Raw genomic sequence first — 22,497 nt, 5'->3', positions numbered from 1 at the left:
GCGGAGCGTCCGATCACGGAGCCGTGAGACGGCCCCCGCCCCGAGGAGCACCGGGGCGGGGGTCTCCTTGTGCCGCCACGAGGACCGCGCCCGCCTCCGTCCACTCGTACAGCACCGAGCGGCCCGCCCGCCCCCGCCGGACGAGCCCGGCGTCGAGCAGCACCTTCAGATGGCGGCCGACCGAGCCGAGGCCCTGGCCGGTGAGCGCCACCAGCTGGCTGGTGGACAGCGGGGTCCCGAGCCGTACGAGCACTCCGGCGCGGGCCGTCCCGAGCAGGGCCCCCAGGGCCTCCGGGACCCTCGGTCCCGCCGCGTCCGCCAGGACCCCCGCACAGGGGTAGACGATCGCGTACCGCTCCGTCCCCTCCCAGGAGACCCAGCCGGTCGCCGGTGTCACCGGCACGCACAGCAACCGCCCCCGGTCGACCGAACGCGGCGGGTAGGCGCGGGTGTTGACCTGGAGCCGTCCGTCGCCGAGCCAGCGCGTCCTCCCCGGGCACAGCGCGTCGAGCGCCGCCGCCCAGCCGCCGCGGCTCAGCAGGGCCGTCCGCGCCAGCACGTCGGCCTCCAGGATCCGTCGCCGCCGCGCCCATTCCGGCAGGACGGCCTCCCGCCACACCCAGCCGAGCACGCCCGCGAGCCGCTCCGGCAGGTCGCGCGCCGAGCGCAGCGGCTCCGGCACCGGCCCGCCGACGGCCACCGCCAACTGGTCCACGGCGTCGTCCGGTCCGGTCGCCAGGACCGCCTCGACCTCCTCCTCGAAGCTCCGCTCGCGGTCGCCCAGCGGCGTCGGGGTGAGGAAGTCCGCGTTCCAGGTCGCTCCGATCGCCGCCCGCACGCGCAGCGCGTCGAGCGGCTCGGCCGCGAGCCGCTCCCGGTAGGCGGGCAGGTGCAGGTCGAGCCAGGCCCGCTCGCCCGGGTGCGTCGCCGCCGCCGCGTGCAGGGTCTTGAGCGAGGCGACCGCCTCGGCGAGCGGGGAGAGCAGGAACGAGCTCCCCGCCAGGGTGTCCGTGCCGATCCGCCACCAGCCCACGTTTCGCCTCCCCGCGAAACACTACCGCCGGCCCGTCGGCCCTCCGAGACTCCCCGCATGCCCCGCTACCGCGCGCTCTTCCGCACCCCCGAGTTCACCCCGCTCTTCCTCACCGGTGCCGCCCACACCGCGGCCCAGACCGTCGCCGGACTCGGCCTCGCCACGCTCGTCCTCCGCGCGACCGGGTCCCCCCTCCTCTCCGCCCTGGCCCTCTTCGGCCCCTCGCTCGCGCAGCTCCTCGGCGCGACCACGCTGCTCTCCGCCGCCGACCGGCTGCCGCCGCGCGCCGCGCTCGGGGGCGTCGCGCTCTTCTTCGCCCTGGGCACCGCCGTCCTGGCGGTCCCCGGCCTGCCGACCCGGGCGGTCTTCGTGATCCTGCTCGCCGAGGGGCTCGCGGCCTCGCTGGGCGGCGGGGTGCGCCACGGGCTCCTGAACGAGATCCTCCCGCGCGAGGAGCACCTCCTCGGCCGCTCCGTGACGAACATGGCCGCCGGCGCCTGTCAGATCGGCGGCTTCGCCATCGGCGGGCTCCTCGTCGCCCTGCTCTCGCCCCGCGGCACGGTCCTGGCGGGCGCCGGCCTCTACCTCGCCGCCGCCCTGACGGCCCGCCTCGGCCTCGGGGCGCGTCCGCCGCGCGCGGCCGGACGGCCCTCGGTCGCCGGGACCTGGCGCACCAACGGGCGGCTCTGGGCCGTGCCCGCCCGCCGCCGCGCCTACCTCGCGCTCTGGGTGCCGAACGGTCTCGTCGTCGGCTGCGAGTCCCTCTTCGTGCCGTACGCCCCCGAGCGCGCGGGGCTCCTCTTCGCCTGCGGCGCGTTCGGGATGCTGGCCGGGGACACCGTCGTCGGCCGTTTCCTGCCGGTGCGGCTGCGCGGCCGGACCCGCTTCCCGCTCCAGGCGCTGCTCGCGGCCCCGTTCCCGCTGTTCGCCCTCGACCCGGGGCTGCCCCTCGCGCTCGTCCTCGTGACCGTGTCGGCGGTCGGGTACGGGGCGAGCCTGCTGCACCAGGAGCGGCTCATGGCCCTGGTGCCGGAGGAGCTGGGCGGTCACGCCCTCGGGCTGCACACCTCGGGGATGCTGGCGCTCCAGGGGGTGAGCGCGGCCCTGGCCGGGGCCCTCGCCCAGTACACGTCACCGCGCACGGGGATGGTGCTGCTCTCCCTCGCCTCGCTCACGGTGACGTTCCTGCTCGCCCGGGCGGACGGGAGGGCCGGGGAGGCGCCGCTCGACCGCGATCCGGCCGGCGCGCGCCGGCTTCCGTACCCGTGAAAGGAGAAGAGCGCGGAACCAGGGACCGTAAACCTGGTTCCGCGCTCTCCCGTTGGTGACCGCCCGGCGGCACGAGGCTGGCGCGACAGGACGTTCGCGTCGCCGGGCGGAGTCTCGGGGCCCCTTCGGGAAGGGGGCGTTGGGACCGCGGCGGTGCCGACGGGCGCCGTGGCGGTTCCCCTTCCTTCAGGTCAAGAAGGGGGCCCGGCGTCCTGACCACCGCACTGGCTCGGAGCCGCCGCGGTCCTCACGCTTGTCCGGTTCGCCGGCCACCCCTCATCCGGGCCGGCGATCCGGACCGCGTACCGCACTGACCTCCCGTCAGGTGCGCTACGCAGTCTGGGTGTTGCTGTTCGGTCAGTCCTCGCGCAGGGCGTTGACCGCCTCGGCCACGCGCTTGCCGTAGTCCGCGTCGGCGGCGGCGAAGTGCGCGATGTTCTTCTCGATGACGTCCTCGCGGGACACCTGGGACAGACCACCGGCGATGTTGGCGACCAGACGCTTCTTCTCGTCCTCGGACATCAGGCGGTAGAGCTCGCCGGCCTGGAAGAAGTCGTCGTCCTTGGTGTGCTGCGGCGCCTCGTGGGTGCCGGTCCAGCCGTGGATCGCGAGCGGCGCGGAGAGCGCGGCGTCGGTCTGGGCCGGGCCCTGGTACGAGTTGGGCTCGTAGTTCTTGTCGTGGCGCGAGCCGTTGCGGGTGGCCATGAGGCCGTCGCGGCCGTAGTTCTCGGCCACGGTCGCCTTGGGGGCGTTCACCGGGAGCTGGGTGTGGTTCACGCCGAGGCGGTAGCGGTGGGCGTCCGCGTAGGCGAAGAGGCGGCCCTGGAGCATCTTGTCCGGCGAGGGGCCGATGCCCGGGACGAAGTTGTTCGGGGAGAACGCGGCCTGCTCGACCTCGGCGAAGACGTTGTCCGGGTTGCGGTCGAGGACCAGACGGCCCACGCGCTGCAGCGGGTAGTCGGCGTGCGGCCACACCTTGGTGAGGTCGAACGGGTTGAAGCGGTAGTCCGCGGCCTCGGCGGCCGGCATGACCTGGACGTACAGGGTCCAGGAGGGGTTCACGCCGCGCTCGATGGCCTGGAGCAGGTCGGTCTGGTGCGAGTTGGCGTCCTTGCCGACGAGCTCGGCGGCCTGCTCGGCGGAGAGGGAGCGGATGCCCTGGTTCGTCTTGAAGTGGTACTTGACGAAGAAGGCCTCGCCCGCCTCGTTGGTCCACTGGTAGGTGTGCGAGCCGAAGCCGTCCATGTGGCGGTACGAGGCCGGGATGCCGCGGTCGCCCATGAGCCAGGTGATCTGGTGGGTGGACTCGGGGGAGTGCGCCCAGAAGTCCCAGACGTTGTCCGGCTCCTGACGGCCCGTGAAGGGGTCGCGCTTCTGCGAGTGGATGAAGTCGGGGAACTTGATCGGGTCCTTGATGAAGAACACCGGGGTGTTGTTGCCGACGAGGTCGTAGTTGCCCTCTTCGGTGTAGAACTTCAGGGCGAAGCCGCGGGGGTCGCGGACCGCGTCCGCGCCGCCGAGCGAGTCGGCCACGGTGGAGAAGCGGATGAAGGTTTCGGTCCGCTTGCCGACCTCACCGAGGAAGTTCGCCTTGGTGTACGCGGTGACGTCGTCGGTCACCTCGAAGTAGCCGTACGCGCCGGAGCCGCGCGCGTGCACCACGCGCTCCGGGATCCGCTCACGGTTGAAGCGCGCGAGCTTCTCCAGCAGGTGCTGGTCCTGGAGGAGGAGAGGGCCACCGACGCCGGCGGTGGCGGAGTTCTGGTTGTCGGCGACGGGGGCGCCGGACTCGGTCGTAAGCACGCGCTTCGACATCGTGACCTTCCGTACGGGAGCTCTGCTGACGGTCCGAGGAGCGTAAATTCGGCCTGAACGTAACGTCAACAGTTTGTTGAAAATGAGGTGTGGTGTTCCGGTCGGCGGCGACGCCTGGGCGCGACAGGACAGGTTGTCAGCGCCGCCGCCGACCGGAAATCAGGGGCCCCGGGAAGGGGCTGGGGCCTGACCCGGAAGACGGGCCCCAGGGATCAGACCTGCTGGCCGGAGAGGCGCTCGACGGCGCGCAGCAGGGCCGAGTGGTCCAGGCCGCCGTCACCCTGCGCGCGCAGCGAGGCGACGAGCTGGGCGACGACCGCGCCGACCGGGAGGGCCGCACCGACGTTGCGGGCGGCGTCGGTGACGATGCCCATGTCCTTGTGGTGCAGGTCGATCCGGAAGCCGGGCTTGAAGTCCCGGTTCAGGAAGTTGTCCTTCTTGCGGGTCAGCACGGTCGAGCCGGCCAGGCCGCCGTTGAGGACGTCGAGGGCGGCGTTGAGGTCCACGCCCGACTTCTCCAGGAAGACCACGGCCTCGGCGCACGCCTGGATGTTGACGGCGACGATCAGCTGGTTGGCGGCCTTCACCGTCTGGCCGGAGCCGTGCGGGCCGCAGAGCACGATGGTCTTGCCGAGGGCCTCCAGGATCGGGAGGGCCTCGTCGAAGTCGGCCTGCTCGCCACCGACCATGATCGAGAGCACGGCCTCGATGGCGCCGGCCTCGCCGCCGGAGACCGGGGCGTCGATGACGCGGATGCCCTTCTCCTTGGCGTTCTTCGCGAGGTCGACCGAGGTCTGCGGGGTGATCGAGGACATGTCCACGATCAGCGCGCCCTGCTTGGCGTTCTCCAGGATGCCCTCGGGGCCGTAGGAGATGGCCTCGACCTGCGGGGAGGCGGGCACCATCGTGATGATGACGTCGGCGTCCTTGACGGCCTCGGCGATCGAGCCGGCCGCGGCGCCGCCGGCCTTGGCCAGGCGGTCCAGCTTGTCCTGCTCCAGGGTGAAGCCGGTGACGGAGTAGCCGGCCTTGATCAGGTTCTCGGACATGGGGGAGCCCATGATGCCGAGGCCGATCCAAGCGATCTTGGGAAGAGTGCTCATGGTGAGGGTGCCTCTCAAAGCAAGGTGGTACGGGGAGGAGTCCTGCGTCAGCGGGCGGCGCGGGCCTCGGCCGGCAGCCATTCGAAGGACGCGGCGGCATCGGCGGCCTTGTACTCCAGGCCGACCCAGCCGTCGTAACCGGCCTTCTTCAGCTCGTCGAGGAGCTGCTCGAGCGGCAGGTCGCCGGTGCCCGGCGCGCCGCGGCCCGGGTTGTCCGCGATCTGGACGTGGCCGGTCTTGGCCGCGTACTCCGCGATGACCCGGCTGACGTCCTCGCCGTTCATCGACAGGTGGTAGATGTCGAGGAGGAACTTGGCGTTGCCGAGGCCGGTGGCCGCGTTCACCTTGTCGATGACCTCGATCGCGGAGGGGGCGCTCACCAGCGGGTAGAGCGGCGACTCCGGCTTGTTGAGGGTCTCGACGAGGAGGATCGCGCCGATGCGGTCGGCCGCACGGGCGGCCAGGACCAGGTTCTCCAGCGCGAGGGAGTCCTGGACCTGCGGGTCCACGCCCTCGACGCGGTTGCCGTAGAGCGCGTTGAGCGCCTTGCAGCCGACGGAGGCGGCGAAGTCGGCGGCCACCTCGATGTTGGCGCGGAAGCGGTCCGACTCCTCCCCGGGCACGGAGAGGGCTCCGCGGTCCGGGCCGGGGAGCTGCCCGGCGTAGAAGTTCAGGCCCACCAGCTGGGTGCCGGCGTCCTCAAGGGCCTTCTTGAGGGCGTCGAGCTCGCTCTGCTCGGGGGTGGCGGTGTCGATCCAGGGCCACCACAGCTCGACCGCGGTGAAGCCCGCCGCGGCGGCGGCCGCGGGGCGCTCCAGGAGCGGGAGTTCCGTGAAGAGGATCGACAGGTTCACATCGAAGCGCTGGTCCGTGTATCCCATGAGGGGCGGCGCTCCTTCCGTATTGCGGAAGTAAGTTTCTGTCTGACGGAATGTTGCAAGGCGGGTGGCGCACTTGTCAAGAGGTCCCCGCAGGTCCGGGGCTCCCGTGGGGCCGGGCGGGGCCGTAGCGTGGGGCCATGGAGCGTTTGAGAGTGGAGTTCACGACCGAGCCGTTCGACCTCGACGAGGCGCCGGCGCACGCGGTCGTGGCCCGTGAGGTCATCCAGGCGGCCGCACTGGACGCGGTCGACGTCGGTCCCTTCGGCAACACGGCGGAAGGGGACGCCGACGCGGTGCTCACCGCCGTCGACACCCTGCTGCGCGAGTCGCTCGCGGCGGGCGCCACGCGCGTCTCGCTCCAGGTGAACGTGATCGGGGAAGGTGGGAAGTGAGCGAGCACCCCTTGGTCGCGGCCGTGAAGCCCCTGGTGGACGCCATGGGCGCCGAGCTGCTCGTCCCCGCGCAGGCGGAGGGCGACGACGTCGTCCTGTCCTGGGAGGGCGAGGACGTGCTCGCCGTGCGCCTGCCCCAGCTCTCGGACTCCCTGGACCGCATCCTCGCGGCGATGGAGCGGCGGCACGGAATGCCGCTGGCCGAGCTGGACCGCAAGGCGAAGCAGGAGGTCGTCCGGCTGCTGGAGGCACGCGGTGCCTTCTCGGTGCGCCATGGAGTGGAGACGGTGGCGGGCGCGCTCGGCGTCAGCCGCTTCACGGTCTACAACTACCTGAACCGGGAGACCGCCCTGAACAGGGAAAAGGCCGCCAAGGGCGACTAGTTGATCATGTGCGTGCAGGAGCCGTCGTCCAGATGTCGGGACGACGGCTTTTGTATGGCCGAGTTTTCAACAAAGTGTTGACGTTGTGTTGCGGAGGGCGTTAGCTATCCGCAGCCCGTCCGACGCACAGCGAAAAACAGCCACGGAGGCTTCCCGTGACTTCAGGTACGACACCGGGCCTCGCCCGGTTCAACACCTCCTCGGACAGCGAGGCCGCAGCCGCGCTCCACGAGGTGTGTTCCAGTTCGGCGTGGGGGAGCAAGCTCCTCGCCCAGCGCCCGTACTCCACCGCCGAAGCCCTCTTCCTCGCCGGCGACGCCGCCATGGCCGAGCTGACCGACGAGGACCTGGCCGAGGCGATGGCGGGGCACCCGCCGATCGGTCGTCCGAAGGCAGGGGACCCGACCTCCTCCCGCGAGCAGAGCGGGATGGCCGGCGCCTCCGCGGAGCTCAAGGCCGAGATGCTCGAACTCAACCTGGCCTATCAGGAGAAGTTCGGTCATGTCTTCCTCATCTGCGCCACCGGCAGGACCGGCGAGCAGATGCGCGACGCGGTCCGGGAGCGGATCGAGAACTCGCCCGAGGAGGAGCGGGAGATCGTCCGCACCGAACTGGGCAAGATCAACCGCATCCGGCTGACCCGTCTCGTGGAGGCCCCCGGGAACCCCGGGACCACCGAGACCTCCGAGGAAGAGAGCTCCGCATGAGCACCGACACCACCGCCTCGGTGTCCACGCACATCCTGGACACCAGCATCGGTCGCCCGGCCGAGGGCGTGGCCATCACGCTCGCGGCCCGCAGCGGCTCCGGCGCGGAGTGGATCACGCTCGGCGGCTCCGCCACCGACGCGGACGGGCGCTGCAAGGACCTGCCGGCGCTGCCGGAAGAAACCACCCACGTGCGTCTCGACTTCGAGACCGAGACGTACTTCGCCAAGAAGCAAGCCGAGGCGCAGCAGGACGCCCCCCGCGTAAGGGACAGCGGTGCGTTCTTCCCGGAGGTGGCGATCACGTTCGCCGTCAAGCCGGGCGAGCACTACCACGTACCGCTGCTGCTCAACCCGTTCGGCTACTCCGTTTACCGAGGGAGCTAGCAGACATGCCCACGATTCTCGGCCAGAACCAGTACGGCAAAGCAGAGAACCGCGTCGTCAAGATCACGCGGGACGGCGCCACCCACCACATCAAGGACCTGAACGTCTCCGTCGCCCTCTCCGGCGACCTCGACGACGTCCACCTCACCGGCTCCAACGCCCACTGCCTCCCCACCGACACGACGAAGAACACCGTCTTCGCGTTCGCCAAGGAGTACGGCATCGAGTCCGCCGAGCAGTTCGGCATCCACCTCGCCCGCCACTTCGTGACGAGCCAGGAGCCGATCAAGAAGGCGCGCATCCGGATCGAGGAGTACTCCTGGGAGCGCATCGCCTCCTCCGAGGCCAACTCCAAGTTCATCGGCGCCGACGAGGTCAACCACTCCTTCGCCCGCAAGGGCCAGGAGACCCGCGTCAGCCAGATCACCTACGACGGCGAGAAGTGGGAGGTCATCTCCGGCCTCAAGGACCTCGTCGTCATGAACTCCACCAACTCGGAGTTCTGGGGTTACATCAAGGACCAGTACACGACGCTCCAGGAGGCGTACGACCGCATCCTGGCCACCCAGGTGTCCGGCCGCTGGCGGTTCAACTGGACCGACGACGACCAGCGCATGCCCAACTGGGAGCGGTCCTACGAGCAGACCAGGAAGCACATGCTCGAGGCCTTCTCGGAGACGTACTCGTACTCCCTCCAGCAGACGCTGTACCAGATGGCCACGCGCATCATCAACCACCGCTCGGAGATCGACGAAGTCCGCTTCTCGCTCCCGAACAAGCACCACTTCCTGGTGGACCTCGAGCCCTTCGGCCTGAAGAACGACAACGAGGTCTACTACGCCGCCGACCGCATGTACGGCCTCATCGAGGCCACCGTCCTCCGCGACGGAGCCACGGCACAGATCCCGGTCGACATGACCAACCTCTAAGCGGCATCTGAGCGACGGCCCCCGCCCGCCCGCAGTCGGGCGGGGGCCGCGCCAGACCGGAGGGAATCTCATGGCACAGCCTGCAAAGGGGCCGGCAACCGCCGAAGGCCCGTGTTCCACCCCTCCGTCCACCCCCGGACCGGTCTCGGCCGACTGTCACCCGGTGGACGAGAAGCTCCCCGCCTCGCGGCTCGTCCCCGCGGCACTCCAGCACATCGCCGCCATGTACGCCGGCGTCGTCACCCCTCCGCTCATCATCGGCCAGGCCGTCGGCCTGGACGCCGCAGGAATGACACGGCTCATCGCGGCCAGCCTGCTCATCGCCGGCTGCGCGACCATCCTGCAGACCCTCGGCCTCGGACGCTTCGCCGGCAACCGGCTCCCGTTCGTCAACGCCGCCTCGTCCGCCGGCATCGCCCCGATGCTCGCCATCGCCGAGACCAGCGCCCCCGGACACCAACTCCCCGCCATCTACGGCGCGGTCATGGTCGCCGGAGTCTTCTGCCTCGCCGTCGGACCGTTCTTCGGCCGCCTCCTGCGCTTCTTCCCGCCGCTCGTCACCGGTGTCGTCATCACCCTGATCGGCGTCACCCTGATGCCGGTGCCCGTCAGCTGGGCCCAGGGCGGCGACAAGACCGCCGCCGACTTCGGCGCCATGAGGTACCTGGCCCTCGCCGGCTTCACCCTCGTCGTCGTCCTGCTCTTCCAGCGCTTCGGCAGGGGCTTCGTCAAGCAGATCGCCCTGCTGCTCGGCCTCCTCATCGGCACCCTCGCCGCGATCCCCTTCGGGATGGCCGACTTCACCGCCCTGCGCGAGGCCCCCGTCGCCGCCCTGCCCGCCCCCTTCGCCTTCGGCGCCCCCGAGTTCCAGCCCGCGGCGATCCTCTCCCTGTGCATCGTGATGCTGGTCCTCATGACCGAGTCCAGCGCCGGCATGCTCGCCCTCGGCGAGATCTGCGAGCGCCGCAGCGACGGGAGGACCATCACCCGCGGTCTGCGCACCGACGGCATCGCCACCCTGCTCGGCCCCGTCTTCGGCGGCTTCCCGACCTCCGCCTTCGCGCAGAACGTCGGCGTCGTCTCGCTGACCCGGGTCCGCTCCCGGTACGTGGTCGCCACCGCCGGCGGCGCCCTCCTCGTCCTCGGCGCCTTCCCGGTCCTCGGCGCGGTCGTCTCCATGGTCCCGATGCCCGTCCTCGGCGGCGCCGGCATCGTCCTCTTCGGCTCGATCGCGGTCAGCGGCATCCGTACCCTGTCCGAGGCCGGACTCGACGACAGTTCCAACATCATCCTGGTGGCCGTCGCGCTCGGAGCGGGCATCATCCCGCTCGCCGCGCCCACCTTCTACGCCGGCTTCCCCGCCTGGGCGCAGACGGTGCTCGGCTCCGGCATCAGCGCAGGCGCGCTCGTGGCCGTCCTGCTGAACCTGTTCTTCCACCATCTCGGCACCCGGAGCCGTCACACCGCTCCGGCACTCAAATCCTCCTAGGGTCCTGCCGTGCCCGAACCATCCCCGAGGAATGAAGGAAGCACCGCCATGGCAGCACCTTCGGCAGCCCAGCGCATCGTCATCGAGAACGCGGCGATCGCGACCGTCGACGCGAACGACACCGAGTACGCCTCCGGGCACCTCGTCGTCGCCGACAACAGGATCGAGTCCATCGGCGCCGGCAAGGCGCCCGAGGGCCTGGAGAACGTGGTCCGCCGGATCGACGCCACCGGTCATCTGGTGACGCCCGGTCTGATCAACACCCACCACCACTTCTACCAGTGGATCACCCGGGGCCTGGCCACCGACCACAACCTCTTCAACTGGCTGGTCGCGCTCTACCCGACGTGGTCCCGGATCGACGAGTCGATGGTCCGCGCGGCCGCGCAGGGCTCCCTGGCGATGATGGCCCGTGGCGGTGTCACCACGGCCATGGACCACCACTACGTCTACCCGCAGGGCTCCGGCGACCTGTCCGGCGCCATCATCGGCGCCGCCTCCGACATGGGCGTCCGCTTCACCCTGGCCCGCGGCTCCATGGACCGCAGCGAGAAGGACGGCGGCCTGCCGCCGGACTTCGCCGTCGAGACCACCGAGGGCGCGCTCGCCGCGACCGAGGAGACGGTGCGGAAGTACCACGACGCCTCCTTCGACGCGATGACCCAGGTCGCCGTCGCCCCCTGCTCGCCCTTCTCCATCTCCACCGACCTGCTCCGCGAGGGCGCCGCGCTCGGCCGCCGCCTCGGCGTGCGCATGCACACCCACGGCTCGGAGACCGTGGAGGAGGAGAAGTTCTGCCACGAGCTCTTCGGCATGGGCCCGACGGACTACTTCGAGTCCACCGGCTTCCTCGGCGAGGACGTGTGGATGGCGCACTGCGTCCACATGAACGACTCCGACATCGAGGCCTTCGCCCGCACCAAGACCGGCGTCGCGCACTGCCCGTCCTCCAACGCGCGCCTCGCCGCCGGCATCGCCCGCGTACCGGACATGCTCAAGGCGGGCGTCCCCGTCGGCCTCGGCGTCGACGGGACCGCCTCCAACGAGTCCGGCGAGCTCCACACCGAGCTGCGCAACGCGCTCCTCATCAACCGCCTCGGCGCCCACCGCGAGGCCGCGCTCAACGCCCGCCAGGCCCTGCGCCTCGGCACCTACGGCGGCGCCCAGGTCCTCGGCCGCGCCGACAACATCGGCTCGCTGGAGGCCGGCAAGCTCGCCGACTTCGTCCTCTGGAAGATCGACGGCCTCGGTCACTCCTCCATCGCCGACCCGGTCACCGCCGTCGTCTTCGGCGCCGCGGCCCCGGTCACCGCCTCCTTCGTCAACGGCAAGCAGATCGTCGAGAACAACCGACTCCTGTTCGCCGACGAGGAGCAGATCGCGCGCGACGCGCGCGCGGAGGCGCAGCGCCTGGCCCGCATCACGGCCCAGAGCTGACCCTCCCCATGGAGTCCGACCGAGGGGGACGGCCCTCGGTCGGTCGCCGCGGACCCGAGCGGGGTCCGCGGCAGCCCGACCGGGTGGTGCCGTGCGCAGAAGACGTACGGCACCACCCGGGACGGTGAACCGTGCCCGCACCCCCACACCGGGCACTCGTCCCCGCGCCGCACCCCCTCCGCGGTACCGCTCCACCCCGCAACGAGCCGCACCTCCTGCACTTCGCACCGCATCGCACCACCTCCCTGAACCCCTCGTCGCCGCCGACGTGTAACCGACCGGAGGAACCGCCGTGGCCGCCAAGCCCCAGGTTCGCAATGCACCAGACGCAGGCCCCGCCCCCGAAGACCGCGAGAAGCATCCGATCAACGAGACGTTGCCCCCACTCAAGATGCTCACCAGCGGCCTCCAGCACGTCGCCGCCATGTACGCGGGCGTCGTCGCCCCGCCCCTGATCGTCGGAGCGGCCGTCGGCCTCTCCGGCACCGAACTCACCTTCCTCACCGGTGCCAGCCTCTTCACCGCCGGTCTCGCCACCTTCCTGCAGACGCTCGGCGTCTGGAAGATCGGCGCCCGGCTGCCGTTCGTCAACGGCGTCACCTTCGCCGGTGTCGCGCCCATGCTGGCGATCGTCGACACCACCGAGAACAAGGCCGACGCGCTCCCCGTGATCTTCGGCGCGATCATCGTCGCCGGACTCCTCGGCTTCGCCGCCGCCCCTTTCTTCTCCCGGCTCGTGCGGTTCTTCCCGCCGGTCGTCACCGGCACCGTGATCACCCTCATCGGTGTCTCCCTCCTCCCGGTCGCGTTCGGTTGGGCCCAGGGGCCCAACCCCAAGGCCCAGGACTACGGCTCGACCACCTACCTCTCGCTCGCCGGCATCACGCTCGTCGTGGTCCTGCTGCTGCGCCGCTTCACCCGCGGCTTCCTCAAGCAGGTCGCCGTCCTGGTCGGCCTCGTCCTCGGCACGCTCATCGCCATACCCTTCGGGGTCGCCGACTTCTCCCCGGTGAAGGAGGCCGACATCGTCGGCTTCCCGACCCCCTTCCACTTCGGCGCCCCGCAGTTCGCCCTCGCCGCGATCATCTCCATGTGCGTGGTCATGCTCGTCTCCATGACCGAGTCGACCGCCGACATGCTGGCGCTCGGCGAGATCGTCGAGCGGCCCGCCGACGAGAAGACCATCGCGGCCGGACTGCGCGCCGACACCCTCGGCTCCGCGCTCAGCCCGCTCTTCAACGGCTTCATGTGCAGCGCCTTCGCGCAGAACATCGGCCTGGTCGCCATGACCAGGATCCGCAGCCGCTTCGTCGTCGCCTGCGGCGGTGGCTTCCTGGTCCTCATGGGCCTCTCGCCGGTCGCCGCCTCGCTCATCTCGGTCGTGCCCCGGCCGGTCCTCGGCGGCGCGGGCGTCGTCCTCTTCGGCTCGGTCGCCGCCAGCGGCATCCAGACCCTGGTCAAGGCCGGTCTGGAGAAGGACAACAACGTCCTGATCGTGGCCGTGTCGCTGGCCGTCGGCATCATCCCGATCACGAAGCCGGAGTTCTACCACGCCTTCCCGGAGACCGCGCAGATCATCCTGGACTCCGGCATCTCGACCGGCTGCGTGGCCGCCGTCCTCCTCAACGTGGTCTTCAACCACCTGGGCCGGAACCGCGACGCCGACGAGGTCACCGCGCCCATGGAGCCCGGCGAGGAGATCTCCGGCAGCCGCACCGCGAAGGCGGCGCACGTCCACTGAACCCGCTCCCCGTCCCCCCGCCCGCCCCGGTTCCCGCGCTCGCCGCGGGGCCCGGGGCCGTGGCGCGTGCCGACCGCACGGGGGCCGTGGTGCTGGTCAACCCCAACACCTCCGCCGCCACGACCGCGATGATGACCGCCATCGCCCGGCGCGCCCTCGGCCCCGCCCGGCCCGTCCGGGGCGTGACCGTCGCCCGGGGCCCGCGCATGCTCACCGACCCGGAGGCCCTGCGGACCGCCGCCCCCGAGGTCCTCGCCGCGGGCCTGCGCGCCACCGCCGGGGGCGACTGCGCCGCCCTCCTCGTCGCCGCCTTCGGGGACCCGGGCCTCGCGCGGCTGCGCGAGGCGGCCGCCCCCGCCGGGGTGCCGGTGGTCGGCCTCGGCGAGGCGGCGCTCCTGGAAGCGGCCGCCGGCGGGACGCCCTTCGGGATCGCCACCACCACCCCGCTCCTCGCCGACGCCATCCACGCGCGCGTGACCGCCCTCGGCCTCGCCGACCGGTACACCGGCCTCCGGCTCACCGCCGGCGCCCCCGAGCGGCTCTCCGCCGACCCGGCGCTCCTCCTCGACCGGCTGGAGCGCGCCGTCCGCGCCTGCGCCGAACGCGACGGGGCCCGCGCCGTCGTCATCGGCGGCGGACCGCTCGGCGAGGCCGCCGACGAGCTCCACGACCGCTGCGCGGTCCGCGTCGTGGCCCCGATCCCGGCGGCCTGCCGTGCGATCGCCCGCCTGCTGACGGGCCCACGGACCGACGGGCCGGAGGATTGACGGACCGACGGGCCGGAGGGCTGACGGGCCGACAGCGGACACACCCCGCTCACCGCTCCACCCCGCTCACCGCTCCACCCCGCTCACCGCTCCACCGCGATCCGCCGACGGCACTCCCCCGCCAGCGGGGGATAGGCGGCGGCGATCGCCTCGTACAACCGTCGCCTCAGCAGCCGTTCCGCCTCGCCGCGCCCGGTCTCCCCGTACAAACCGTCGAGCAGCGTCTCGTACCGCGACAGGGCGTGCCGCAGATAGCTCACCTGCCACCGCACGAGCGCCCCGGCGGGTGCGGGTGCGGACCTGGGTCGGGCCCCGGCGGCGGGTGAGGGCGCGGCCGTCCCGGGCGGTGCTCCCTCCTGCCGCGGCCCGGGGCTTCGGGCCCCGAGCAGGTGCCGATGGCGCACGGCGCGCCGCTCCAGCTCGGGCCCGGGCAGCAGGGGCACCTCGATCGGCTCCGCGCGGATCGCGGCCAGGACGGCGGCCCGCCGACGCTCCGCCTGGACCCCGGCGGCCGAGGCCCGAGCCCGGCAGAGCGCGGCCGTCTCGGCGAACTCGGGCGTCCGCTCCACCGTCTCCACCCGGGCCAGCAGATAGAGCCGCACGGGCGCGAGGGACCAGCGGCGCGGATCGCGCCCCTGCACGTCCGGGGTGCCGAGCAGGTCCCGCACCATCGCGTCGGTCCAGCCGCGTCGGCGCACTCCGGCGAGCGTCACATAGGTCGTACGGTCCGTCATGATTCCCCCTGGTTCGACTACGGAGAGTGACGACTCCAGTGAAGCGCACCCCACTGACAACGCCCCCCTTGCCGATGCGGCGCAGGCTGTGCGATATAGGTCTGGACCTTTTCGACGGACGGAGGCCGGCCCGTGCAACGCCCGCTCGCCGCAATCCTGTTGACCGCACTCGCGTCGGCGACAGCCCTCGCCCTCACGGCCTGTTCCCCTGCCCCCGCCCCCGCGCCGAGGGACACCCGGGCGCCCACCGCCCCGGTCGGAGTCACCGCCACCGCGGGCAGCGCGAGCACCGTCCACGTCATGTGGAGCGCGGCCACCGACGACCGCGCCGTCACCGGATACACCGTCTACCGCGACGGCCGCAAGGTCAGGGACCTCCCCGCCACCACCCTGATGACCGACGTCGTCGGGCTCGCCCCCGCCACCCGCCACCGCTTCACCGTCCGCGCCCGCGACGCCGCCGGGAACGTCTCGCCCCCCGGCGCCGGCGTCACGGCCACCACCCTCCCCGCCGCCGCCGAGGACCGCACGCCGCCCACCGCCCCGACCGCCCTCCGCGTCACCGCCGACGGCAGCCGCGCCGCCACCCTGCGCTGGTCGCCGGCCCGCGACGACACCCGGGTCACCGCGTACGACGTCTACCGGGCCGACGTCCGCGTCCACACCGTCCCGGGCACCGCCACCACCGCCCGCCTCACCGGTCTGCGCCCCGGCACCGCCTACGCGTTCACCGTCCGCGCCCGCGACGCCGCCGAGAACTCCTCCCCGGACAGCTCCCCGGCCGACCTCACCACCGCCCCGTCCCCGGGCGCCCCGCCGAACACCGCCCCCAGGGACCTCACCGCCACGGCCGCCAAGGGACGGATCACCCTCACCTGGACCCCGCCGGAGACGGGCGGCCCCGTCACCGACCACGAGCTCCACCTCGACGGCCGCTTCGCCACCACCATCGTCTGGGGCACCGCCCCGCCCCCGGGCCGGGCCACCTACACCTTCCAGGTCCAGGACCCCCCGGGCACCCGCCACACCGTCACCCTCCGCGCCCGGCTCCCGGACGGCACCTGGGGCGACTTCTCGGCCCCGAGGACCGTGGTGGTCCGCTGAACTCCTCCTCCTCGGCCGCCCCTTGGCCGGAGTCGCACCCTTTCGCGCAACCTGACGGCGCCTCACCCTGCGACCGGGGGAAGCGACAGGCCGCTGGGGGCGCCGATGTCCGAGTCGTTGTCCGCACCGCCGTCCGAGCCGCCGTCCGAGCTGCTCCACGTGCCCGCGCTGCCCGCCCTTCCGAGCGCACTCGCCGCCTATGCCGGACCGGCGCCGGACGTCCGGGCCGTCGTGGCGCCGCCCTGGACCGTCCCGCCCCGCGTCGGCCGCGAGCGGACCCCCGCGTGCCCGCCGCCCCACCCCCTCGACCCCGCCCCGCCGCCCTCGACCGCCACGCGCACCGCGCCCTGGCCCCCATCGCGCGGGTCCAGTGCGACCGGCCCGCCCGGGTCAACACCTGCCACGTCGAGCGCGAGCCGGGCCTCCCCGGCTTCGGCGCGGGCCGGCCACAGCCGGCACCTCGCCCGCGTCGCCCGTGAACTGCGGCGACACTCCTGAGCCGTGGCGCCTGCCCGACGGAACGGGCTCCCCGGAACTACCCTGGGAAGCGTGGCCGAGACCGTCCTCACCAACACCGGGCTCGACAGCCTCCTCGACGGAGCGCCCGAGCATCGTGACCCCGCGTTCGCGCGGGCCGCCGAAGCGGTCCTGGGGCTGCTCGCCCTGCGCGGCGCCGACCGGGCGACGGGGCTGCCGGAGCCGACGCCCGGCCTCGTGCGGCAGCTCCTGGTGGAGGACCTGCCGACCTTCGTGTACGTCCCGCCCGGGCACCTCGCCGCCTACCCGGCCGTCCTCGGGGCGCTCGCGGCACGGTTCGACGGAGGGCGCCGGGAGCGGATCGCCGCGGTCGTCGCCGAGTCCGCGGCCGACTTCGAACGCGCCATGAACGACCCCGGCAACCTCACCTGGCACCGCTGGTACGCCTCGCTCCTGCGGACCTGCGGCGCCGACCTCACCGATCCCGAGGACGTGCGGCGCCGGCTCGCCGCCCTCGACGGGGCGCCGCTGCCCGACGGGGTGCGCCGCGCCCACCTCATGGGGCGCACCGCCCTCGCCGACGTCCTGCTCGCCGAGGCGCTCACGCGCGCGTACGTGCGGGACGCCGAAGAGCCCCCGGCCGTCGGGCCGCTGCTCACCGACCACGCCGTCGCGACCGGCATCGGGCAGCTCGCCGCCGCGCTCCAGGACCGGTGGACCGCCGCCGGGCTCGCCGAGCAGCTCGCCGGACCGTACGCGCGGTTCGCGCCGGGGCCCGACGCCTTCCCCCACCTCGTCCTCGCCGACGCCCTCCTCGACGAGCACCTCGACTACCACGGGGACCCCGCCACCCCCGTGCCCCCGCCGCCCGCCGTCGAGGACGGGCCCGTGGAGGAGGACGCCGACAGCCTCATCGGCGCCGTCGAGGAGCTCGCGGAGGAGGAGTTCGAGCCCTACGGGGGCGAGGCGCCGCACCTGCTGTACGTGGTCTACCAGCGCGGCTGCGCCGCCGAGTCCGTCGCCCGCAAGGCCGCCGAGTACGAGGACTGGGCCGTCGACCCGGCCCTGGAGGACCTGCCCGTACCGGTGCCGGACGCGGCGCCCGAGGAGTACACCGCCCCGCCCCTGCCGGAGCTCGTACGGCTCCTCGGCACGGTCGAGCCGACCGAGGCCGACCGGGCCCGGCTCGAAGAAGCGGCCCGCGACCTCGCCGCGGTCCTCGACCGCCTCGCCGCCACCGGCCTGGTCTTCCGCCGCGGCGACGCCTTCGGGCTCACCCCGCGCGGGGCGGGCGCCGTGCGCTACCTGCTCTCGGTGCGCGGGGTCACCGCGCCCGACGCCGCCGAGGCCGCCGCCTGGACCGCGTCGGAGGCGGTCACCGCCGCCGGGGGCTGGCCGGCCTCCGTCGCCGCGCGCGTGCTCGCCGACTGGCTCCGCGCGCGCGTGGACTCCGTCGACGCCTGGTCCGAGCTGCTCGCCGCCCTCGGCACCGTCCACGCCGGGACCTCCGACGCGGCCGCCACCCGAGGCCTCTTCGCCGTCCTGGACACGTCCGGGGCGCCACCCGAGGCCCTGCGCGGCGCCCTGCGCGACCCGGTCGTCGGCGCGTACGCCCTGGAGGCCCTGCGCGACCGGGGCGAGCCGGCGGACCCGATCCAGGTGCGGGCCTCGGCCCGGGCCCTGCACGTCCTCGACGGGCTGCCGGCCAAGAAGGGCCCCCTGGAGTCCCGCCGCGCAGCCTTCGACAGGGCGGCGGCCGCCTGGCCCGGCGGTTCCGCCGCGCTGGTCCGCGCGATGGCGACGGCGGACCGCCACGAGACCGAGCGGGTCCTCGGCCCGCTCGGCATCACGCTCCCGTGACGAGCGACGAGGACGGCGCCGGTGCCCGCACCGGCGCCGGTGGTGATCGTCAGCCCGTCGTGAGGTACATCCCCGACGCCCCCGTCCCCGCCGTGTTCCGGCAGCTCCGGTTCCCCGCGGGCACGGCGTTGACCAGGGCCAGGCAACGGCCGAGGGCCTGCTGGCCGTAGGCGTTGGGGTGCATCGACTCCTGGACGAGGCCCTGCGTGCTCTGGCTGTCGATCCAGCGCGCCCACTCGCTCGTCGTCGCCGACGGAGGCGCGGTCGACGTGACCTGCCTGCTCGCCTTCGCGCAGACCTCACGGCCCTGGAGCATGTCCCGCAGGTCCAGGAACTGCACGCCCTTCGCCGTGGCGACGCCCTTGAGACGGTCGGCGATCTGGGGGACCAGCGAGTCGCGGGCCCAGTCGGAGTCGCCGTCCCAGAAGGGGCAGCCGCCGGTGTTGGTGCGGGCCCAGCCGCTCTCCGCGTACCGGTTCTCGGCGGCGCGCGGGATGGGGGAGGGGTACGACTGGAGGACGATCCGGTAGTCGCCGGCGGCGTATCCGGCGGCGGACATGACCGCCCGGATCTCGTCGACGGACCGGCCGACGTCGGCCATCACGCCGTCGATCTTCGCGTCGACGGCGGCCTGCTGGTCGTCGTGGCAGTACGAGTACCAGATGATGTAGTCGCTCGCGCAGGTGCTGATGATGTCGCCGAAGCCGAGGTCGTTGCCGCCGACGGACAGGGCGATCAGCTTGACGTCGTTCGCGGCGGCCACGGCCGCCAGCTGGTCGGCCTGGGGCGCCTCGCCCTTGAAGGGCCGGCCGCCCCGGGAGGCGCGGAAGACGTTCGCCGTGGTCGCCCCGGAGCAGGCGAGGTTGACCAGCGAGCTCGCGATCGGGCCCGCGCTCCTCACCTCGGAGACGTCCGAGCGGTCACAGTCGCCGGCGGTGCCGCCGTACACCCGGGACGGGTCGTAGGCGCTGCCCGTCCAGGCGCGGTCGGTGCCGTTGCGGCTGCCGGAGTTGGTGAGGCTGTTGCCGAGCCAGCGGCCGGCCTCGCCGGAGACGTAGCTGTCGCCCATGGCGACGACGGCGGTGGGGCCGGAGCCGGGGGAGGCGTGGGCGGCGGGAGCGGTCAGTGAGGCGAGCCCGGCGGCGGTACACAGTGCCAGGAGTGCGCGCAGCGCACGGTGCGGGGACGAAGGCATGGCTGTGCTCCTGCGGTACGCAGTGACGTGGGGGACAGCCGCCGGCCGGTGGCATGGCGGAATCTCGCACGGTGCGACTTGTTACCGCTAGGTAGCTGCACATCTCGGTTCCGTCACGTCGCCTGTGTCGCCACCGGGAACGGCACGGGGCCCCTCCCCCGGCGATGTGCGTCACCGGGGGAGGAGCCCTGTTCAGGAGGTGTGCGGCCGCTGTGCGGTCGGCCGGTGTTCCCGCGTCAGCCGACCAGCTGCTCGTACGCGGGGAGCGTGAGGAAGTCCGCGTAGTCCGCGTCGAGCGAGACGTGCAGGAGCAGGTCGTGCGCCTGCTGCCACCTGCCGGCCGCGAAGGCCTCCTCGCCGATCTCGGCGCGGATCGCGGCCAGTTCCTCGGCGGCGACCTTGCGGGCCAGCTCCGGGGTCGCCTTCTCGCCGTTCTCGAAGACCACGCCGGCGTTGATCCACTGCCAGATCTGGGAGCGGGAGATCTCGGCGGTGGCCGCGTCCTCCATCAGGTTGAAGATGGCGACGGCGCCGAGGCCGCGCAGCCACGCCTCGATGTAGCGGACGCCGACCTGGACGGCGTTGCGCAGGCCGTCGTACGTGGGCTTCGCGTCCAGCGAGTCGATGGCGATGAGGTCGCCGGGGGCCACCGAGACGTCCTCGCGGAGGCGGTCCTTCTGGTTCGGCCTGTCGCCGAGGACGGCGTCGAAGGAGGCCATCGCGATCGGGACCAGGTCGGGGTGGGCGACCCAGGAGCCGTCGAAGCCGTCGCCGGCCTCGCGGTCCTTGTCGGCCTTGACCTTCTCGAAGGCGACCTTGTTGACCTCGGCGTCCTTGCGGGACGGGATGAACGCGGCCATGCCGCCGATCGCGTGCGCGCCTCGCTTGTGGCAGGTGCGCACGAGGAGTTCGGTGTACGCGCGCATGAACGGGGCCGTCATCGTGACCGCGTTGCGGTCCGGCAGGACGAACCTGGCTCCGCCGTCACGGAAGTTCTTGACGATGGAGAAGAGGTAGTCCCAGCGGCCCGCGTTCAGGCCGGCGGCGTGCTCGCGGAGCTCGTAGAGGATCTCCTCCATCTCGTACGCGGCCGTGATGGTCTCGATGAGGACCGTGGCGCGGACGGTGCCCCGCGGGATGCCGACGTAGTCCTGCGCGAAGACGAAGATGTCGTTCCAGAGGCGGGCCTCCAGGTGCGACTCCGTCTTCGGGAGGTAGAAGTACGGGCCCTTGCCGAGGTCGATCAGACGCTGGGCGTTGTGGAAGAAGTACAGGCCGAAGTCGACGAGCGCGCCGGGCACCGGGCGTCCTTCGAAGGTGAGGTGACGCTCCTCCAGGTGCCAGCCGCGCGGCCGCATGACGACGGTGGCGAGCTGGTCGGCGGGCTTCAGGGCGTACGACTTGCCCGAGCGCGGGTCCGTGAAGTCGATCTTCCGGGTGTACGCGTCGATCAGGTTGACCTGGCCGAGGACGACGTTCTCCCAGGTCGGCGCCGAGGCGTCCTCGAAGTCGGCGAGCCAGACCTTCGCGCCGGAGTTGAGCGCGTTGATCGTCATCTTGCGGTCGGTCGGACCGGTGATCTCGACGCGGCGGTCGTTCAGGGCCGCCGGGGCCGGCGCGACCTTCCAGGAGTCGTCGGCGCGGATCGCGGCGGTCTCCGGAAGGAAGTCCAGGGTGGACGTGCGGGCGATCTCGGCGCGACGCTCCGCTCGGCGGGCGAGGAGCTCGTCCCGGCGCGGGGTGAACCGCCGGTGCAGTTCGGCGACGAAGGCCAGGGCGGCCTCGGTGAGCACCTCCTCCTGACGCGGGAGGGGCTCGGCATCGACGACGGCCAGGGGGGACGGCGCTGGTGCGGACATGAACTGTCACTTCCTTCAGCGGACTTCACGGGCGGTGCCAGGCGGCCGCCGGGCGTCACGGGACGGCACGGAGTGCCGCAGGCGCCGAGATACGGCCGCAAGCGCCTTCTGAACGAGCAGGCGCTTCTGAACAGTGGATACTAGTTTCCTCATGGTGGAAGTTCAATGGTTTGTTGATGTCGAGATTCTCCGGATCGACAGAACGTGGCGCTCGGTGCCAGGCCGTTCACTCCGTGGGGGTTCACTCCAGACGGGACAGATCCGCCTCCGTGTCGATGTCGTAGGGCTCGGCCACATCCGAACAGTCCACCGGGGTGATCGCATCCCGGTGCGCCGCCAGATAGTCCCGCGCGCCCCGGTCGCCCACCGCCGCCTCCGTGATCCCCGTCCAGTGCCCGGCGCCGAACAGCACCGGATGGCCCCGCACCCCGTCGTACGAGGCGGCCGCCAGCGAATCCCGCGAACCGTACGCCGCCCGCACCCGGGCGACGGCCTCCACCCCGATCCCCGGCTGGTCGACGAGGAGGACGAGCGCCGCGTCCACCCCGCGCGGGTCGGCGGCCAGCGAGGCGAGCCCCGCCCGCAACGAGGACCCCATCCCCTCCGTCCACTCCGGGTTGTCCACCAGGACGCATCCGGGCAGCTCCGCCCGCTCCCGTACGACCTCCGCCGAGGCCCCCAGGACCACGTGCACCACCTCGCAGCCCGCCCCGCGCAGCACCCCCACGGCATGCTCGACCAGCGGCCGCCCCCGGTGCGTGAGCAACGACTTCGGCCGCCCCCCGAGGCGCCTGCCGCCCCCCGCGGCGAGCAGCAGTCCGGCCACGACGGGGCTTCGATCCTCCACAGTTGTCATGGGGACTGCATACCTCACGGGGCGGAATCACACGGTCGCCTGAATTCCGTCCACCAAGGGTGGCGCGCCGGGGTGGCGAA

20 protein-coding genes are annotated in these 22,497 nt (G+C 72.6%); 12 read left to right on the top strand and 8 right to left on the bottom strand.

Annotated features, from left to right (window positions below):
* Nucleotides 1-13 precede the first annotated feature (13 nt).
* Nucleotides 14-1,033 (bottom strand): ArsR/SmtB family transcription factor, encoded by a 1,020-nt coding sequence (locus tag ACZ66Z_RS02990; RefSeq protein WP_469932185.1) that lies wholly within the window; start codon nt 1,031-1,033, stop codon nt 14-16.
* A gap of 57 nt (nt 1,034-1,090) precedes the next feature.
* On the opposite strand from ACZ66Z_RS02990, the gene ACZ66Z_RS02985 reads away from it, so the two are divergent.
* Nucleotides 1,091-2,302, top strand: a complete 1,212-nt coding sequence (locus ACZ66Z_RS02985; RefSeq protein WP_469932184.1) for an MFS transporter — start codon at nt 1,091-1,093, stop codon at nt 2,300-2,302.
* A gap of 357 nt (nt 2,303-2,659) precedes the next feature.
* Here ACZ66Z_RS02985 and ACZ66Z_RS02980 read toward each other — a convergent pair whose 3' ends face one another.
* The 3 genes from ACZ66Z_RS02980 to ACZ66Z_RS02970 form a co-directional block, all read right to left on the bottom strand.
* Nucleotides 2,660-4,117 carry a catalase gene (locus ACZ66Z_RS02980; RefSeq protein ID WP_469932183.1) on the bottom strand — a complete coding sequence of 486 codons (1,458 nt, stop codon included), beginning with the start codon at nt 4,115-4,117 and terminating at the stop codon, nt 2,660-2,662.
* A 212-nt stretch (nt 4,118-4,329) separates the two neighbouring features.
* Nucleotides 4,330-5,220 (bottom strand): 2-hydroxy-3-oxopropionate reductase, encoded by an 891-nt coding sequence (locus ACZ66Z_RS02975; RefSeq protein ID WP_469932182.1) that lies wholly within the window; start codon nt 5,218-5,220, stop codon nt 4,330-4,332.
* A gap of 47 nt (nt 5,221-5,267) precedes the next feature.
* Nucleotides 5,268-6,101 carry a TIM barrel protein gene (locus tag ACZ66Z_RS02970; RefSeq protein ID WP_469932181.1) on the bottom strand — a complete coding sequence of 278 codons (834 nt, stop codon included), beginning with the start codon at nt 6,099-6,101 and terminating at the stop codon, nt 5,268-5,270.
* Nucleotides 6,102-6,238: 137 nt separating this feature from the next.
* Here ACZ66Z_RS02970 and ACZ66Z_RS02965 point away from each other — a divergent pair, with 137 nt between their 5' ends.
* The 9 genes from ACZ66Z_RS02965 (at nt 6,239) to ACZ66Z_RS02925 (ending at nt 14,332) form a co-directional block, all read left to right on the top strand.
* On the top strand, nt 6,239-6,493 hold the full coding sequence (locus ACZ66Z_RS02965; protein ID WP_469932180.1) for a thiamine-binding protein: 255 nt from the start codon (nt 6,239-6,241) through the stop codon (nt 6,491-6,493).
* Between the two features lie 44 nt (nt 6,494-6,537).
* Nucleotides 6,538-6,876 (top strand): helix-turn-helix domain-containing protein, encoded by a 339-nt coding sequence (locus tag ACZ66Z_RS02960; RefSeq protein ID WP_469932265.1) that lies wholly within the window; start codon nt 6,538-6,540, stop codon nt 6,874-6,876.
* Between the two features lie 155 nt (nt 6,877-7,031).
* The gene (gene uraD / locus ACZ66Z_RS02955; protein ID WP_469932179.1) at nt 7,032-7,583 is read left to right on the top strand and encodes a 2-oxo-4-hydroxy-4-carboxy-5-ureidoimidazoline decarboxylase; all 552 of its coding nucleotides are present in this window, start codon (nt 7,032-7,034) and stop codon (nt 7,581-7,583) included.
* Nucleotides 7,580-7,969: a hydroxyisourate hydrolase gene (gene uraH, locus ACZ66Z_RS02950; protein ID WP_469932178.1), complete on the top strand. Its 390-nt coding sequence runs from the start codon at nt 7,580-7,582 to the stop codon at nt 7,967-7,969. Before uraD ends, uraH begins: the two co-directional genes overlap by 4 nt.
* Before the next feature lie 5 nt (nt 7,970-7,974).
* A complete protein-coding gene (gene pucL, locus ACZ66Z_RS02945; protein WP_469932177.1) occupies nt 7,975-8,898 on the top strand; it encodes a factor-independent urate hydroxylase in 924 nt (307 codons plus the stop codon).
* 70 nt (nt 8,899-8,968) lie between these two features.
* Nucleotides 8,969-10,387, top strand: a complete 1,419-nt coding sequence (locus ACZ66Z_RS02940; protein WP_469932176.1) for a nucleobase:cation symporter-2 family protein — start codon at nt 8,969-8,971, stop codon at nt 10,385-10,387.
* Nucleotides 10,388-10,435: 48 nt separating this feature from the next.
* Complete coding sequence (locus tag ACZ66Z_RS02935; RefSeq protein WP_469932175.1) at nt 10,436-11,824, top strand: 8-oxoguanine deaminase; 1,389 nt, start codon at nt 10,436-10,438, stop codon at nt 11,822-11,824.
* Between the two features lie 292 nt (nt 11,825-12,116).
* Complete coding sequence (locus ACZ66Z_RS02930; protein WP_469932174.1) at nt 12,117-13,565, top strand: nucleobase:cation symporter-2 family protein; 1,449 nt, start codon at nt 12,117-12,119, stop codon at nt 13,563-13,565.
* A 59-nt stretch (nt 13,566-13,624) separates the two neighbouring features.
* Nucleotides 13,625-14,332: an aspartate/glutamate racemase family protein gene (locus tag ACZ66Z_RS02925; protein ID WP_469932173.1), complete on the top strand. Its 708-nt coding sequence runs from the start codon at nt 13,625-13,627 to the stop codon at nt 14,330-14,332.
* Nucleotides 14,333-14,415: 83 nt separating this feature from the next.
* Here the strand turns inward: ACZ66Z_RS02925 and ACZ66Z_RS02920 are convergent, their stop codons facing one another.
* Entirely contained in the window at nt 14,416-15,066 is a 651-nt protein-coding gene (locus tag ACZ66Z_RS02920; protein ID WP_469932172.1) for a hypothetical protein, read from the bottom strand.
* 132 nt (nt 15,067-15,198) lie between these two features.
* Here ACZ66Z_RS02920 and ACZ66Z_RS02915 point away from each other — a divergent pair, with 132 nt between their 5' ends.
* Complete coding sequence (locus ACZ66Z_RS02915) at nt 15,199-16,170, top strand: fibronectin type III domain-containing protein (RefSeq protein WP_469932171.1); 972 nt, start codon at nt 15,199-15,201, stop codon at nt 16,168-16,170.
* Nucleotides 16,171-16,719: 549 nt separating this feature from the next.
* The gene (locus ACZ66Z_RS02910; protein ID WP_469932170.1) at nt 16,720-18,507 is read left to right on the top strand and encodes a hypothetical protein; all 1,788 of its coding nucleotides are present in this window, start codon (nt 16,720-16,722) and stop codon (nt 18,505-18,507) included.
* A gap of 49 nt (nt 18,508-18,556) precedes the next feature.
* On the opposite strand, the gene ACZ66Z_RS02905 is transcribed toward ACZ66Z_RS02910, so the two are convergent.
* The 3 genes from ACZ66Z_RS02905 to ACZ66Z_RS02895 form a co-directional block, all read right to left on the bottom strand.
* Entirely contained in the window at nt 18,557-19,702 is a 1,146-nt protein-coding gene (locus ACZ66Z_RS02905; RefSeq protein ID WP_469932169.1) for a GDSL-type esterase/lipase family protein, read from the bottom strand.
* Between the two features lie 236 nt (nt 19,703-19,938).
* The gene (gene aceB, locus ACZ66Z_RS02900) at nt 19,939-21,561 is read right to left on the bottom strand and encodes a malate synthase A (RefSeq protein ID WP_469932168.1); all 1,623 of its coding nucleotides are present in this window, start codon (nt 21,559-21,561) and stop codon (nt 19,939-19,941) included.
* 241 nt (nt 21,562-21,802) lie between these two features.
* A complete protein-coding gene (locus ACZ66Z_RS02895; protein WP_469932167.1) occupies nt 21,803-22,417 on the bottom strand; it encodes a nucleotidyltransferase family protein in 615 nt (204 codons plus the stop codon).
* Nucleotides 22,418-22,497 lie beyond the last annotated feature (80 nt).

The sequence above is a fragment of the Streptomyces sp. NPDC107498 genome, assembly GCF_055582805.1.
Note: the sequence above shows the minus strand (reverse complement) of the source record. Positions and strands in the feature narration are given on the sequence as shown.